The 14,175-nt window shown below is 64.6% G+C and carries 13 protein-coding genes; 11 read left to right on the plus strand and 2 right to left on the minus strand.

Going from position 1 to position 14,175, the window contains the following annotated elements; translation table 11 throughout:
- The first annotated feature begins 87 nt into the window (after positions 1-87).
- From mdcA to BRAS3843_RS30580, 7 genes are read left to right on the plus strand one after another with little or no spacing between them, the layout of a single operon-like run.
- Positions 88-1,734: a malonate decarboxylase subunit alpha gene (gene mdcA / locus BRAS3843_RS30550; protein WP_008973032.1), complete on the plus strand. Its 1,647-nt coding sequence runs from the start codon at positions 88-90 to the stop codon at positions 1,732-1,734.
- Positions 1,735-1,744: 10 nt separating this feature from the next.
- The gene (mdcC, locus tag BRAS3843_RS30555; protein ID WP_008973033.1) at positions 1,745-2,062 is read left to right on the plus strand and encodes a malonate decarboxylase acyl carrier protein; all 318 of its coding nucleotides are present in this window, start codon (positions 1,745-1,747) and stop codon (positions 2,060-2,062) included.
- Positions 2,059-2,976 (plus strand): biotin-independent malonate decarboxylase subunit beta, encoded by a 918-nt coding sequence (locus tag BRAS3843_RS30560; RefSeq protein ID WP_008973034.1) that lies wholly within the window; start codon positions 2,059-2,061, stop codon positions 2,974-2,976. The genes mdcC and BRAS3843_RS30560 overlap by 4 nt, the downstream gene beginning before the upstream one ends.
- Positions 2,963-3,703, plus strand: coding sequence for a biotin-independent malonate decarboxylase subunit gamma (mdcE, locus tag BRAS3843_RS30565; RefSeq protein WP_008973035.1), 741 nt, complete (start codon positions 2,963-2,965; stop codon positions 3,701-3,703). The genes BRAS3843_RS30560 and mdcE overlap by 14 nt, the downstream gene beginning before the upstream one ends.
- Entirely contained in the window at positions 3,696-4,343 is a 648-nt protein-coding gene (gene mdcG / locus BRAS3843_RS30570) for a malonate decarboxylase holo-[acyl-carrier-protein] synthase (RefSeq protein ID WP_008973036.1), read from the plus strand. The genes mdcE and mdcG overlap by 8 nt, the downstream gene beginning before the upstream one ends.
- Positions 4,340-5,188, plus strand: coding sequence for a triphosphoribosyl-dephospho-CoA synthase MdcB (gene mdcB, locus BRAS3843_RS30575; protein WP_008973037.1), 849 nt, complete (start codon positions 4,340-4,342; stop codon positions 5,186-5,188). Before mdcG ends, mdcB begins: the two co-directional genes overlap by 4 nt.
- A complete protein-coding gene (locus BRAS3843_RS30580; protein WP_008973038.1) occupies positions 5,188-6,117 on the plus strand; it encodes an acyltransferase domain-containing protein in 930 nt (309 codons plus the stop codon). The genes mdcB and BRAS3843_RS30580 overlap by 1 nt, the downstream gene beginning before the upstream one ends.
- A gap of 143 nt (positions 6,118-6,260) precedes the next feature.
- Here BRAS3843_RS30580 and rhaI read toward each other — a convergent pair whose 3' ends face one another.
- Positions 6,261-7,559 carry an L-rhamnose catabolism isomerase gene (gene rhaI, locus BRAS3843_RS30585; RefSeq protein WP_008973039.1) on the minus strand — a complete coding sequence of 433 codons (1,299 nt, stop codon included), beginning with the start codon at positions 7,557-7,559 and terminating at the stop codon, positions 6,261-6,263.
- Positions 7,556-9,652, minus strand: a complete 2,097-nt coding sequence (locus tag BRAS3843_RS30590) for a bifunctional rhamnulose-1-phosphate aldolase/short-chain dehydrogenase (RefSeq protein WP_008973040.1) — start codon at positions 9,650-9,652, stop codon at positions 7,556-7,558. Before BRAS3843_RS30590 ends, rhaI begins: the two co-directional genes overlap by 4 nt.
- A gap of 185 nt (positions 9,653-9,837) precedes the next feature.
- Here BRAS3843_RS30590 and BRAS3843_RS30595 point away from each other — a divergent pair, with 185 nt between their 5' ends.
- From BRAS3843_RS30595 to BRAS3843_RS30610, 4 genes are read left to right on the plus strand one after another with little or no spacing between them, the layout of a single operon-like run.
- Positions 9,838-10,650: a DeoR/GlpR family DNA-binding transcription regulator gene (locus BRAS3843_RS30595; RefSeq protein ID WP_008973041.1), complete on the plus strand. Its 813-nt coding sequence runs from the start codon at positions 9,838-9,840 to the stop codon at positions 10,648-10,650.
- Complete coding sequence (locus BRAS3843_RS30600; RefSeq protein ID WP_008973042.1) at positions 10,647-12,197, plus strand: sugar ABC transporter ATP-binding protein; 1,551 nt, start codon at positions 10,647-10,649, stop codon at positions 12,195-12,197. Before BRAS3843_RS30595 ends, BRAS3843_RS30600 begins: the two co-directional genes overlap by 4 nt.
- Entirely contained in the window at positions 12,194-13,180 is a 987-nt protein-coding gene (locus BRAS3843_RS30605; RefSeq protein WP_008973043.1) for an ABC transporter permease, read from the plus strand. The genes BRAS3843_RS30600 and BRAS3843_RS30605 overlap by 4 nt, the downstream gene beginning before the upstream one ends.
- Positions 13,177-14,169 (plus strand): ABC transporter permease, encoded by a 993-nt coding sequence (locus tag BRAS3843_RS30610; protein WP_008973044.1) that lies wholly within the window; start codon positions 13,177-13,179, stop codon positions 14,167-14,169. Before BRAS3843_RS30605 ends, BRAS3843_RS30610 begins: the two co-directional genes overlap by 4 nt.
- The last annotated feature ends 6 nt before the right edge of the window (positions 14,170-14,175 follow it).

The following is a 14,175-nucleotide window of genomic DNA, read 5'->3' on the forward strand; positions in this document are numbered from 1 at the left end:
AACAATGCATACACTAATTGACAATCGAATGCAATACGCATACGATGCCGGCCATCAAATGAACTTCCGGCATGCCAAGGAGCGAAAATGAGCCATTGGGGTATGCAAAGGGCGGCGTTGAGGGAGCGCCTGGCCGCGGGACAGCGGCACGCCAAGGGGAAGATCGTTCCGATCCCCGCCCTTCCCGCATTTCTGAAGGCGGTGATCCGAAGCGGCGACCGGGTATGCCTCGAGGGCGATAACCAGAAGCAGGCCGATATCCTCGCCTCGGCGCTCGCGGCGCTCGATCCCCGCGAGGTTCACGACCTGCACATGGTCCAGTCGGGCGTGGTGCTATCAGCGCATCTCGACGTCTTCGACAAGGGCATCGCGCGACGGCTGGATTTCTCCTACTCAGGCCCGCAGTCGGCCCGCATCGCGCGTATGCTGTTCGGCCGCAAGATCGAGCTCGGGGCCGTGCATACCTACCTGGAGCTGTTCGCCCGCTATTTCATCGATCTCACACCGCATGTCGCCCTGATCGCGGCGGTGAGTGCCGACAAGGATGGCAACCTCTATACGGGGCCCAATACTGAAGACACCCCGACGGTCGTCGAGGCGACGAGCTACAAGAATGGCCTCGTCGTGGCGCAGGTCACCGAGATCGTCGCCAAGCTGCCGCGCGTCGATATTCCCGGCGACCTCGTGCATTTCGTGGTCGAAGCTGGCAAGCCGTTCTATGTCGAGCCGCTGTTCACACGCGACCCTGCCGCCATCACCGAGACGCAGATCCTGACCGCGATGCTCGCGATCAAGGGCATCTACGCGCCTTACGGCGTTCGCCGGCTCAACCACGGCATCGGATTCAACACGGCCGCCATCGAACTCTTGCTGCCGACCTATGGCGAGCGGCTCGGGCTGAAGGGCAAGGTCTGCACGCATTTCGCGCTCAATCCGCACCCCACACTGATTCCGGCGATCGAATCCGGCTGGGTCGAACAGATCCACTGCTTCGGATCCGAAGTCGGCATGGAGGACTACGTCGCGGCACGATCGGACATCTTCTTCACCGGGCCGGACGGATCGCTGCGCTCCAACCGCGCCTTCTGTCAGACGGCAGGCCTCTACGCCTGCGACATGTTCATCGGCGCCACGCTCCAGATCGACCTCGAAGGCCACAGCTCGACGGTGACGACGAATCGTATCGCCGGCTTCGGCGGTGCACCCAATATGGGCTCTGATCCGCGCGGCCGCCGTCACCCAAGCGAACCCTGGCTCAAGGCGGGTGCCGAGGCTGCGCCCGACGCCAACGCTGCGCTTCGCCGGGGCCGCAAGCTCGTCGTGCAGATCGGTGAGACTTTCGGTGACAACAATGTACCGCTGTTCGTCGAACAACTGGATGCGCTGGCGCTGGCACGCGAGCTCAATCTCGATCTCGCGCCTGTCATGGTCTACGCCGACGACGTCACCCACATCGTCACCGAAGAAGGAATCGCCAATCTGCTCCTTTGCCGCAACACCGACGAGCGCGAGCAGGCGATCCGCGGTGTTGCGGGATATACCGATATCGGCCGGGCCCGCGATCCCAAAATGGTCGAGCGCTTGCGTGAGCGCGGCGTGATCCGGCGGCCCGAAGATCTCGGCATCGATCCGCTCGATGCCGATCGCCGCCTGCTGGCGGCGCGTTCGATCAAGGATCTCATGCTGACATCCGGCGGGCTTTATCGGCCGCCCAGCCGCTTCCGTAACTGGTGAGGAGTTTCGCATGGAGAAGCTCAGCTTCAAACTGGACGCGCCGACATCCGCGGGCGGCAGTCGCAAGCAGGCGATCGTCGGCGTCGTTGCCTCGGGCAACCTGGAGGTCTTGCTGGAACGAGCCTCCCCGCCTGATCTCTGCACGATCGATATCGCCACGGCCGCGCATGGTTTCGGCGCCGTGTGGGAAGCCGTGGTCCGCGACTTCGTTGCCCGCCGCTCTGCCGGGGGCTTGCGCATTTCCATCAACGACGGCGGAGCCCGCCCCGACACGGTGGCGCTGCGGCTTGCGCAAGGCGTTCGCATGATCGAGGAGCCCGAAGCATGACAACCGCCCAAAGCAATGCGGCTTCACTGAGTTGGTATGAAGCGAGCGCCCGGCAGCGCGTCGAGGCGCTGCTCGATCGCGGCAGCTTCTGCGAATTCATCGGGCCGGAGCAGCGGGAAGCCAGTCCGCATCTTTCGATCTTCGATCTTCCGGAGCAGTTTGACGACGGCATCGTCATCGGCCGCGGCCGCCTCGAAGGATCATCGGTGCTGATCGCCGCACAGGAGGGACGCTTCATGGGAGGCGCCTTCGGCGAGGTGCATGGGGCGAAGCTCACCGGGCTGTTGCGCGCGGCTCGCATGCTCAAGGAGGACGTACTGGTCCTGTTCGACACCGGCGGCGTGCGTCTTCAGGAAGCCAATGCCGGCGAGCTCGCGATCGCCGAGATCATGCGCGCGGTGATCGAGGCCCGGCGGGCCGGGATCAAGGTCGTCGGACTGATCGGCGGCCGCGCCGGATGCTATGGCGGCGGCAGCCTGATCGCCGGCACCTGTTCGCGCCTGATCATCTCGGAGCAAGGCCGCATCAGTGTCAGCGGCCCCGAGGTCATCGAAACCAACAAGGGCGTCGAGGAATTCGACTCGCGCGACCGCGCTCTGGTCTGGCGCACCATGGGCGGCAAGCACCGCTACCTGATCGGCGGCGCCGACACATTCGTCGATGACGAGGCGCTGGCGTTTCGCCAAGCTGCCATCAACACACTTGAGATGAACGGGCGCTACGATCTCCCTCTTCTCACAGCGGAGCAGCAGCGCCTTGAACGGCGCCTGACGCGCTTCTCCCCTGCCGCTGATGCCATCGACGTCTGGCAAACCCTCGGCATCGAGGCGCCGACAGAGATTCCTGGACTTCCAACCAAGGAGTTTATGCGGCGCGCGGCCGATAAACGGGAGAATGCCGATGACGCTCGATGACATCCTGGCCGGGCTCTTCACAAACGACAGCGAGATCGAAACTACCGGTGCGACGATCGCCGGACAGGCGATCCTGCCTGATGGAAAGCTAATCCATGTGCTCGGTATCACGCAGGGTCAGCCCCTCGGCGTCGACGAAGCGATCGCGCTTGCAGGACGTGTGATCGAGATCATCGGATCTGGCGACCGGGCTCCGATCCTGTTCCTGGTGGATTCCGCCAGTCAACGGATGAGCCGGCGCGACGAACTGCTGGGCTTGAGCGAGTACCTGTCTCACTTGGCCAAGGCGCTGCTGCTGGCGGAAGCGGAGGGACATCGCACGATCGGCCTGCTCTACGGCGGCAGCGCGGCCGGCGCCTTCATCGCCACGGCCCTTGCCACCGGCACGCTGGTGGCGCTTCCCGGCGCACATCCCGCGGTGATGGATCTGCCCTCGATGGCGCGGGTGACCAAGCTTCCGATCGATGTTCTGAAGGCCAAGGCGGAAGCGACGCCGGTGTTCGCGCCGGGGCTCGACAACATGGTGCAGACCGGCGGCATTCACGTCGTGTGGGACGCAGATGCACCATTGGCGTCACAGCTTGCGGCCGTGCTGGAACGGCCAGCGACACAGGACGATCGCGGCCGGCTCGGGGCCGAGCGGGGCGGACGTCGCAAGGCGGCCGATATCGCTGATCGCGTCGTCGCACTCGCAACGAGCTCACAGCAGGCGTCACAACATGGTTGAAGTTCTCGAACGCCATACGATGGTGAAGGCGTCGATAGCTGCATGGAATGCGGTGATGATCCAGCATCACGAGCTTGCTAAGGAGCCGGTCATCGAGGGCTGGGCGCGTGCCGGCCATCCGCTGGTCGTTCGCCGGCCAGGTTGCAGCGATACCGCAGGAACCATTCCGCTCGGCTTGCCGCTGCCGCCCGCGCACGGCAAGCGGCGCATCGCGATCGTGCTCGCTCCCCGCGAGATCATCGAACACAAACCGCCACCGTTGCTGGCGGAGGCGGCAGCAGCAGCTCCCTCCGCCTGGCGGACAACGATCGATCGCCTCCTCGAGCTTTGCCCGGAGACCCGCACCTTCGGCAGCCTGGCTTGGGAATATCTCACCGGCCTGCCGTATCTGTCGCAAGGCTCGGACCTCGATCTGCTCTGGCCAGTGTCGGCAGTCAGGCAGGCCAACACCCTGCCCTCCCGCATTGCCGAGATCGCTCAACAGGCGCCGGTGCGACTGGATGGCGAAATCGTTGCGGCGGCGGGCGGTGTGCAATGGCGGGAGCTGGCGGGCGATGACGACGATGAGGTGCTCGTGAAAGGGCCGACCGTCGTCCACACCATGACCAAGGCGGCATTTCTCGGCGGCCTGCTCCCATGACCGTTGCGCTGAGATGGCAATCGCTGCCGGGACCGGAGCTCCATGCGGAGCAGCTCGCCGATCTGGCATCGCTCTGCTTGAAGCTCGAAGTCGAGACCTATCCGAAACCGGGGCTCGTGAGCCATGTCGACAACGGCTCGCACCGCGACATGGATGCCGAACTGCTGTGTCGTAGCGCCGACACCCTGACACCCTATTTCCGGGACTTGGCGGTCGCGGGCGCCGAAGGCGCCGGCATGAGCCGGTTGCGTGCGATCGGGGTTGCTGCGGAGCGCACGATGTTGGCCGCGACCTCCGGCGTGAACACGCATCGCGGCGCGATCTTCGGATTGGGTCTGCTCTGCGCCGCAGCCGGACGTCGGCGCACTCTCGGAATTCGCAAGCCGCTTGGCGCCTTGGTCTCGCAACATTGGGGCGAGGCCATCCTCTCCGGTCCGATCTCGCTTCGCAGCCATGGCGCGGTGGCGTCGCGACGCTACGGCGCCGGCGGCGCCAGAGCGGAAGCAGCCCACGGCTTTCCGTCGATCTATGACATCGGCCTTCCCGCTCTGCATTTTGGGCGGAAGCTCGCTCCCGGTGACGAGGAAGCCGTTCGCGTCCAGGCCTGCATGACGCTCATCGCCAATGTTACCGACACCAACCTTTTGCATCGGGGCGGAACGGAGGGATTGCGGTTTGCGCAAGACAGCACATCTGATTTCCTTGCCACGGGCGGCGTCGGATCTCCCGGGTGGCACAAGCGAGCCGTCGCCATCCATCGCGGATTCGTGGCGCGCAATCTGAGCCCGGGCGGCTCAGCGGATCTGCTTGCCATGACCCTGTTCATCGACCGGCTGGATCACTGATGCTTGCACTGCTCTGCGGCGGACAAGGGACCCTTTCGCAACAGATCTTCGATCTGATCGCAGGTCAACCCGCCGCAGAGCCGGTCTTTGCCGCGGCTGCCGGCTATCTCGGACAAGATCCGCGGGAGTTTGTCCGCCAGCGAAGCGCGGACGAACTCTCCCTGAACCAACCGAGCCAGGTTCTGACCGTGACGTCAGCTTTGGCAATCCACGCCTGCATTGTCGATCTGCTCGCCGACCAGACCGCCGTCGCAGGCTACAGCGTCGGCGAAATGGCGGCGTGGAGCATTGCCGGAATATGGACGGCGGAAGAGGCCTTGCGACTGACGGATGTTCGCGCCCGGCTCATGGAACGAGTTGCAGGACCCGATAGCCGGCTAGGTTATGTCCGCGGGCTCGATCGAAGCAGGCTCGAACGCCTGCTTGAAAAACACCGCTGCGAGATCGCGATTAAGAATCCGGATCAGCTCTTCGTGGTCGGAGGCGCGGAGCAGGATGTGATCGACCTTTGCCATGAGGCCGCAGCGGAGGGCGCCGCGCGCACTGGTCTTCTGGCCGTGAGAGTGGCGTCGCACACGTCTCGACTTGAGCGGGCTTGCGAACCGCTGCAACAGGCGCTCGATGCCAGCCAACGCACAGCCGTCGATAGTCGACGAACTCTGCTGGCGGGGGGCGATGGCGAGCGCATCTTCTCTGCAAGCCAAGAAACAGCAAAGCTCGCGTGCCAGATCGCGCGACCAGTCGACTGGTGCGCGACTCTGGAAGCCCTCGTAGAGTTGGGCGTAACCAGGGTGCTTGACCTAGGACCGGGACATGCGCTCGCGGACATGATGCAGGCCTTTGCTCCGTCCATTCGGTGCTATGCTGCGGATGCGTTTCGCACCCTCGATGGCTTGCGAAACTGGATTGCCTCCGCAGAGCGGGCCTAGTCCTACCGCTTCATAAAAGCTGTCATTCCGGGGCAGCCCGTCAGGGCTGAACCCGGAATCTCGAGATTCCGGGTTCGATGCTGTCGCATCGCCCCGGAATGACGCGGTGAGGTCGATGCCACAGGCGTTATGACGCCGTAAGACTAGACGATACCGGCGGAACTGCCGTCCATGATGGGACGCTCTCTCGCCTTTTGCGCGCGATAGCCCGACGCGCGGTAGGCCTGGAGCGGCGCGATCGCACCGCCGGCACGCAGGCGGGCGACCGCGAGCAGCGGTGAGACGTCGGTCGTGAAGGCGTGCTTCAATTCGAGATGCGCGCCGAGCGCATCGTTCGCCAGCTGCGCCGCCTCGAGCGCCATGCGGTCGACCATGAGGGCCTGCGCATAAGCACGCTGCAGCTCCATCGCCGATTGCATCAGGCTCTCGATCGGATCGGTCACATTGTGCGACTGGTCGATCATGTAGGCTGGTGCGAAGCCCGCCGCCTTGCGGCGCTCGGCATCGACCAGTTCGTTGAAAACCAGGAACAGCCGGAACGGCTCGACCGAGCCGCTGTCGAGATCATCATCACCGTATTTCGAATCGTTGAAATGAAAGCCGGCGAGCTTCTGAAAGCGGATGAGCCGGGCAACGATCTGTTCGATGTTCACGTTGGGTGCATGGTGGCCGAGATCAACGAGGCAATGCGCCTTAGGCCCCAGCTCCTGAGCGACGGCGAAGCTCGTCCCCCAATCGGAGATCACGGTCGAATAGAACGCCGGCTCATACAGCTTGTGCTCGATGAACACGCGCCAGTCCTCGGGCAGCGCCGCAACGATCTCACCCATCGCATCGAGATAGCGGTCCAAGGCGCCGGTCAGGTTCGACTGGCCGGCAAAGTTCGACCCGTCGGCGATCCAGACAGTCAGCGCCCTCGAGCCGAGCTTGCGGCCGATCTCGATGCAGTCGACGTTGTGAGCAACAGCCTGGTCGCGCACCGCGCGGTCCGTATGCGACAACGAGCCAAACTTGTAGGACAGCTGCTGTCCCGGCTGATCCTGAAAGGTGTTGGAATTGACCGCATCGAAGGCCAGCCCATGGGCTCCGGCCTTCTCGCGCAAGGCCCCGTAGTCGTCGACCTTGTCCCACGGAAAGTGCGGCGAGATGGTCGGCGTCGCGCGGGCCAGCTGCTGGATCACGGCGCAATCGTCGATCTTCTCGAACACGTTGCGTGGTTCACCCGGTCCGGGAAAACGGGCGAAACGCGTGCCCCCGGTGCCGACGCCCCAGGTCGGAATCGCGACAGCGAACGCCATGACCTTGTTGACGATGGCCTCAGTGTCGATCCCGCGCCGGGCCAACTTGCGTTCAAGCGCGTGGTAGTCCTCCAATGTCGCGCTTTCGAGCTGCGCATTGCGCTCCGCGACGAAATCCGCGCTGATCGAAAACGGCGCGCTCATCGCGTGAAGGCCTGGGCGTTGCCGGCATCGATGTTCAGGATGTTGCCGGTCGATTTGGCCGAAAGGTCGGAGGCGAAGAAGTAGACACCTTCGGCAATGTCCTCGGGGAACACCGACCGCTTCAGCATCGAACGCTGGCGATAGACCTCTTCGAGCTGGTCCTCCGACACCTTGTTGGAAGCCGCGCGCTGCCGGCGCCACTCGCCTTCCCAGATTTTCGAGCCACGCAGCACCGCATCGGGGTTGACCGTGTTGACGCGGATGCCATGCGCCGCGCCTTCCAGCGCCAGGCATCGCGCCAGATGAATCTCCGACGCTTTGGCGGCGCAGTAGGCCGAAGCACCCGCCGACGCGGCGAGCCCGTTCTTCGAGGCGACGAAAACGATCGCGCCGCCGATCTTCTGCTGCTGCATCAGCCGGAACGCCTCGCGCGAGACCAGGAAATAGCCGGTGGCAAGGATATCCATGTTCCGTTGCCAAAGCGCCAGACTGGTGTCCTCGACCGGCGAGGCCGAGGCGATGCCGGCATTGGAGACGACGATGTCGACACCGCCGAAGGCGCGAATGGTCTCCTCGAACGAGGCGATCACCGCGGCCTCGTCGGTCACATCGAGCTTCACGCCGATCGCCGCGTCGCGGCCATGGCGCTTGACGATCGCCGCGACGCGCTCGTCCAGCGCCTTCTCATCGATATCGGCGATGACGGCGCAGGCACCTTCGCCGAGCAGCCGCCGCACGGTCGCCTCACCGATGCCACCGGCTCCACCGGTGACATAAGCGATACGCCCCGCGAGCGACTTCGGCTTGGGCATGCGCTGAAGCTTTGCCTCCTCCAGCAGCCAATACTCGATGTTGAAGGCCTCCTGCTCGGCTAGGCCGACATAGCTGCTGACGCCCGAGGCGCCGCGCATCACATTGATCGCGTTCACATAGAACTCGGCGGCAATGCGAGCGGTCGCCTTGTCCCTGGCAAAGGTGAACATGCCGATCCCCGGCATAAGATGCACGACCGCGTTGGGATCGCGCATCGACGGTGAATCCGGATGCTTGCAACGCTCGTAATAGCCGGCGTAGTCAGCGCGGTAGGCGGCAAGACTGTCGTCGAGGCCGGCGATCACCTCGTCGAGATTGTCACGCGCGGGATCATAGGGCAGCACCAGAGGCCTGATCTTGGTGCGCAGGAAGTGATCCGGACAGGACGTCCCAAGCGGCGCAAGCGTAGCCAGCGCGTTGGAGTTGACGAATTCCAGCACGTCCGGCGCATCGGTGAAATGGCCGATCTTGCGCTCGTCGGCGGAAATCCTGCCGCGGATCAGCGGCATGATGCGGGCCGCGACCGCGCGGCGCTTCTCCGGCGAGACCGTCTCGACCTTGGCGCCGCCGAAGGACGGTCGCTGCTCGTGCGCGGCGAGCCAGTCGGCCGCCTGCTGAATCACGCGCAGCGTCGTCTTGTAACAAGCCTTGGACGTCTCCGCCCAGGTGAAAAGCCCGTGGCCCCCCAGCACCACGCCGACCAGTTCCGGATGGCGCGCGGCCATCTCACCGAGCTTGAGGCCGAGGTCGAATCCCGGCCGTTGCCAGGGCAGAAAGCCGAGCTGACCACGAAACACCTCGCGCGTGAGCCGCTCGGCATCGACTGAGGCCGCGATCGCGATCACCGCATCGGCATGGACGTGATCGACATGACGGTGCGGCACGAACGCGTGCAGCGGCGTATCGATCGAGGTCGCGCGCGGATTGAGATCGAAGGTGCAATGGTTGAACAACGCCACCATCTCGTCCTCATGCGCGATGCCACGATAGAGGCGTTTCAAACTCTCCAGCCGATCGAGATACAGGGTTGCAAAGCCGTCGCGCTTCATCGAGCCGAGATCGCCGCCGGAACCCTTGACCCAGAGCACGCGGACCTGCTCGCGCGTCAGCGGGTCCTCCATCTCGATCTTGGCCGAGGTGTTGCCGCCGCCGAAATTGGTGATGCGCAGATCGGCTCCGAGCAGGTTCGACCGGTACAGCAGCTGGCCGGGCTCATCGAGCGCGGCGGCAACGACGTCGTCCCACAGATTGGGCAAAGGCGCGACCGAAGCCTCTCTCATCGGGAACCTCCCTGCTTTTCTTTCAGCTTATGTCACTCATTCGATCACGGTCAATCACTCCGGCGAGCCGCGAGACCGGAACTTGATTGATGCAGCGCGATATTGATCGATCATGGAAGTTTGTAGTTGACCGGTTGCCGAACGCATGACCTACTTGCTGAAAAGAAAAATGGGAGGATGACGGCGTGCACGAGCGGGAACGCTGGCAGGTCATCAAGACGCTGTTGCGGGAGCGGTCTCTGGTGCGCATCGTGGATGCGTGTCGCGCGACCGGCGCCTCCGAAGCTTCCGTGAGGCGCGACTTCGCGAGCCTCGCCGCACAGGGCGTGGCCAGCAGGGTGCGCGGCGGGCTCGAGGCGCTAGCCGCGCCGCACCCGACGCCAGGCGATGTCGTCACGCTTGCGACGCGCTCGTTCGACGTCAGCCAGACACTCAATATCGACGCCAAGCGCACGATCGCCAAGGCAGCCGTCGCCCTTTGCACCGACGGCGACACCATCATTATCAATGGCGGCACCACGACCTACCAGATGGGCGACTATCTGCGCGACCGGCGGCTGAAGGTGCTGACCAATTCATATCCGCTCGCCGAGATCCTGATCCACCACTCGAAATGCCGCGTCGCTCTGCCGGGTGGCGAGATCTATCGCGAGCAGGGCGTCATCGTCTCGCCCTTCGAGGAGGACGCAATCCAGCACTACTCGGCGACGCGCATGTTCATGAGTGCGATCTCGATCGGTCCGCTCGGCGTGATCGAGGGCGATCCCCTGCTCGCCCGCGCCGAATCGAAGCTGCTCAAGCGCGCCGAAAAGCTGATCGTGCTCGCCGATTCCTCCAAATTCGCCGCACGTGGCAGTCTCGTAGTCTGCCCGCTCTCGCGCATCCACACGCTCGTCACCGATTCTGGGGCGCCGCATACTGCCATTGACATGCTGCGCCAACACGGCGTGGAGGTGATCGTGGTCGACGCGGCCGCCGAATCCAACGCGGCCGCATGACGATGACGACGGAGATGCACCGGGACGACACTCGCGCAACGCCGCTGTTGTCGGTGCGCGCCATCGAAAAGTCGTTTCCGGGCGTCCGGGCGCTGTCCGGCGTGTCCTTTGACGTCGCGAGCGGCGAGGTCCACGCGCTGTTAGGGGAGAACGGCGCAGGCAAATCGACCTTGATCAAGATCGTCTCCGGCGTGTTTCCGCCTGATCGCGGCGAGGTGATGGTCGACGGCAATCCGGTCAATCTCGCGCGGCCGGACGACGCCCGGCGTGCCGGCATCGCCACCATCTACCAGGAGCTCTTGCTGTTCCCGGAACTCACCGTCGCTGAGAACGTCTTCATGGGTCACGCGCCGCGCACCAGATTCGGCCGCGTGGATTGGCGAACGATGCGTGAAAAGACCAACGAGTTGCTCGCCTCGCTCGAGATCTACGATCTGCAGGCAGACCAGATCGTCGGCTCGCTCAGCGTCGGCAACCGTCAGCGCGTCGAGATCCTGCGTACTTTGTCGCAGGATGCCCGCATCCTGATCATGGACGAGCCGACGGCGGCGCTCACCGAATATGACGTGACGCGGCTGTTCGAGATCGTTCGCAAGCTCAAGGCGCGCGGTGTTGCCGTCATCTACATCAGCCACAAGCTCGATGAGATTTTCGCCATCGCCGATCGCGTGACGGTGCTGCGCGACGGCGCCCATGTGGCGACCAAGCCGGTTGCCGAGACCGATTCAGCTGCGCTGGTGCAGTTGATGGTCGGCCGCAGGATCGAGAGCCTGTTCCCGAAGATCGCCGCTCCGATCGGCGAGCCGGTGCTGGAGGTGACCGATCTCGAACGCCGGCCGCTGACGAGGACAGTCTCGCTGAACGTGCGATCCGGCGAGATCGTCGGCTTGGCCGGACTGGTCGGCTCGGGCCGCAGCGAACTGGCACAGACCATCTTCGGCGTCACGCCGGCCGAAGGCGGCGAGATCCGGATCGCAGGGCGGAAGGTCGACATCCGCTCGCCGGCCCAGGCACGGTCGCTCGGCATCGCCTACGTCCCCGAGGACCGCGGCACGCAAGGGCTGGTGCGACCGATGACGGTACGCGAGAATTTCAGCCTCGCCGCCTTGGCCAAGGTCGCCTTCGCCGGCTTCATCGATCGCACCTCGGAGCGCAGGCTCGCCGCCGACGGCGTCGCACGCTTCGCGGTCAAGACCCATTCGCTCGAACAGGTCGCCGGCAAGCTGTCCGGCGGCAACCAGCAGAAGATCGTGCTCGGCAAGTGGCTCGCCAATCAGCCGAAGCTGCTTATCCTGGACGAGCCGACGCGCGGCATCGATGTCGGCGCCAAGGCCGAGATCCATCGCCTGATGGGCGAACTGGCGGCGCAGGGGCTGGCCGTGCTGATGATATCAAGCGAGCTGCCGGAAGTGCTGGGCATGAGCGATCGCGTCCTCGTCATGCGCGAGGGCCGCATCGTAGCGGAGTTCTCGCGGGCGGAGGCGACCCAGGAGACGGTTGGGACCGCCATGATGGGCAGCCGCAAGAGCGTGGAGCAAGCGGCATGAGTGTCATGACCGTGCCTTCGTCCAGGGCCGATCCGCGGCGGATCTTCAAAGCGCTCGCCTCGCAGGAGGCATTGCTCGCGATCGCGGTGATCGGGCTTGCGATCGCGGTCGGTCTTTATAACCCGCGCTTTCTCGCCGCCCGCAACCTCTCCGACGTGCTGCTCGGCAACGCCTACATCGCGGTCGCTGCGATCGGCATGTCGATGGTGATCATCTCCGGCAATATCGACATTTCGGTCGGCGCACTGATCGGCGTCTTGGCCACCTTGAGCGGCACCCTGGCGGTGAAGGGCGTGCCGATCATCGTGACGTGGCTCGCCCCGCTCGTTGCCGGTATCCTCATCATGGGCCTGCAGGGCGTCGTCATTGCCTATCTGCGCATTCCCGCGATCGTGGTGACGCTCGGCATGCTCTCGATCCTCAAGGGAGGGCTGATCAGCGTGACCGGGGGCAAATGGATCACCGACCTGCCGGACAGCTTCCATCTCGCCGATCTCGAACTGCTCGGCAGCGTGCCGATGCCCGTGTTCCTGATGATCGCAGCGACCATCCTCGCCGCATGGTGGATGCATGATTCGGCACCGGGCCGGGCCATCTACGCGGTCGGCGGCAATGCGGAGGCGGCGCGGCTGTGCGGCATCTCGCAGCCGCGCACGGTGGTGATGGTCTTTGCGCTGCACGGACTGTTCGCCGGCGTTGCGGCGCTGTTGTATGCGACGCAGCTTCGGGTCATTCAGTCGACGGTGCCGCCGAACCTTGAACTGACCGTCATCACCGCCTCCGTGGTCGGCGGCGTCAGCATCCTCGGCGGCGTCGGCACCGTGATCGGCTCGACGCTCGCAGCGATCCTGATCGCCGAGATCGCCAGCGCCCTGGTTTTCATCGACCTGTCGCCGTACTGGATCCGCGCCGTGCAGGGCATGCTCATCCTCGCAACCGTGATCGCCGATATCCTGCGCCGCCGGCGCATGACCGGAGCATGAGCGCGATGAGCGAAATCCCGCTGCCACCCATCGCAAGGCGCGCCGCACCCTGGTGGCTGCTGCGCCACGAAACCATGCTCGCGGCGATCCTGTTGGTCGCACTGGTCGTGCTCGGCTCGCTGAATGATCGCTTCCTGACGCTCGACAACCTGCTCAATCAGGGTCGCCTGACGACCGAGGTTGGTCTGATCGCCCTGCCGATGACCTTCATCATCATCACCGGCGGGATTGATCTCTCGGTCGGTTCGATCGTCGGGCTCTGCGCGATCCTGCTCGGCTATTCCTGGAAGAGTTTTGGCTTTCCGCTGCCGCTCGCGATCGGCTTCTCGCTGCTGGTCGGCGCAGCGGCCGGCTTCCTCAATGGGCTCGTCATCACCCGCGTGAAGGTGCCGCCGTTGATCATGACCATCGCGACGCTCGCGCTCTATCGCGGCCTCGCGGAGGGCATCAGCCAGGCGCGTTCGGTGCGCGGCTATCCGCAATGGTTCTATGTCATCGGACAGGAGAACCTGTTTGGCATTCCGGCGCAGCTCTGGCTGCTGCTGATCGCGATCGTGATCGCGGGCATCGCGCTCGATCGCACCACCTTCGGCCGGACGCTGTATGCGATCGGCAACAACGAGATTGCGGCGCGCTTTTCCGGCCTGCCGGTCGATCGCACCAAGCTGATCATCTACACGCTGTCGGGTCTGATGGCCGGCCTGTCTGCGGTGGTTCTCGTCTCGCGGGTCACGACCACCCGCTCCGACATGGGCAGCGGTTACGAGCTCGACGTGATCGCGGCGGTGGTGCTCGGCGGCACCAGCATCTTCGGCGGCGTCGGTTCGATCTGGGGCACAGTCGTCGGGCTCGCGATGATCCAGCTCCTCAAGGACGGGCTCGCCCTGACTGGCGTCAAGGGTGATGCGACCATCGTGGTGATCGGTACGGTGCTGATCCTTTCGACCCTCGTTGCGAGTTCGCTCCAGAGGCGCCGCGACGGCGTCTGACGGGGC

This window comes from Bradyrhizobium sp. STM 3843 (genome assembly GCF_000239815.1).
Classification (GTDB): domain Bacteria; phylum Pseudomonadota; class Alphaproteobacteria; order Rhizobiales; family Xanthobacteraceae; genus Bradyrhizobium.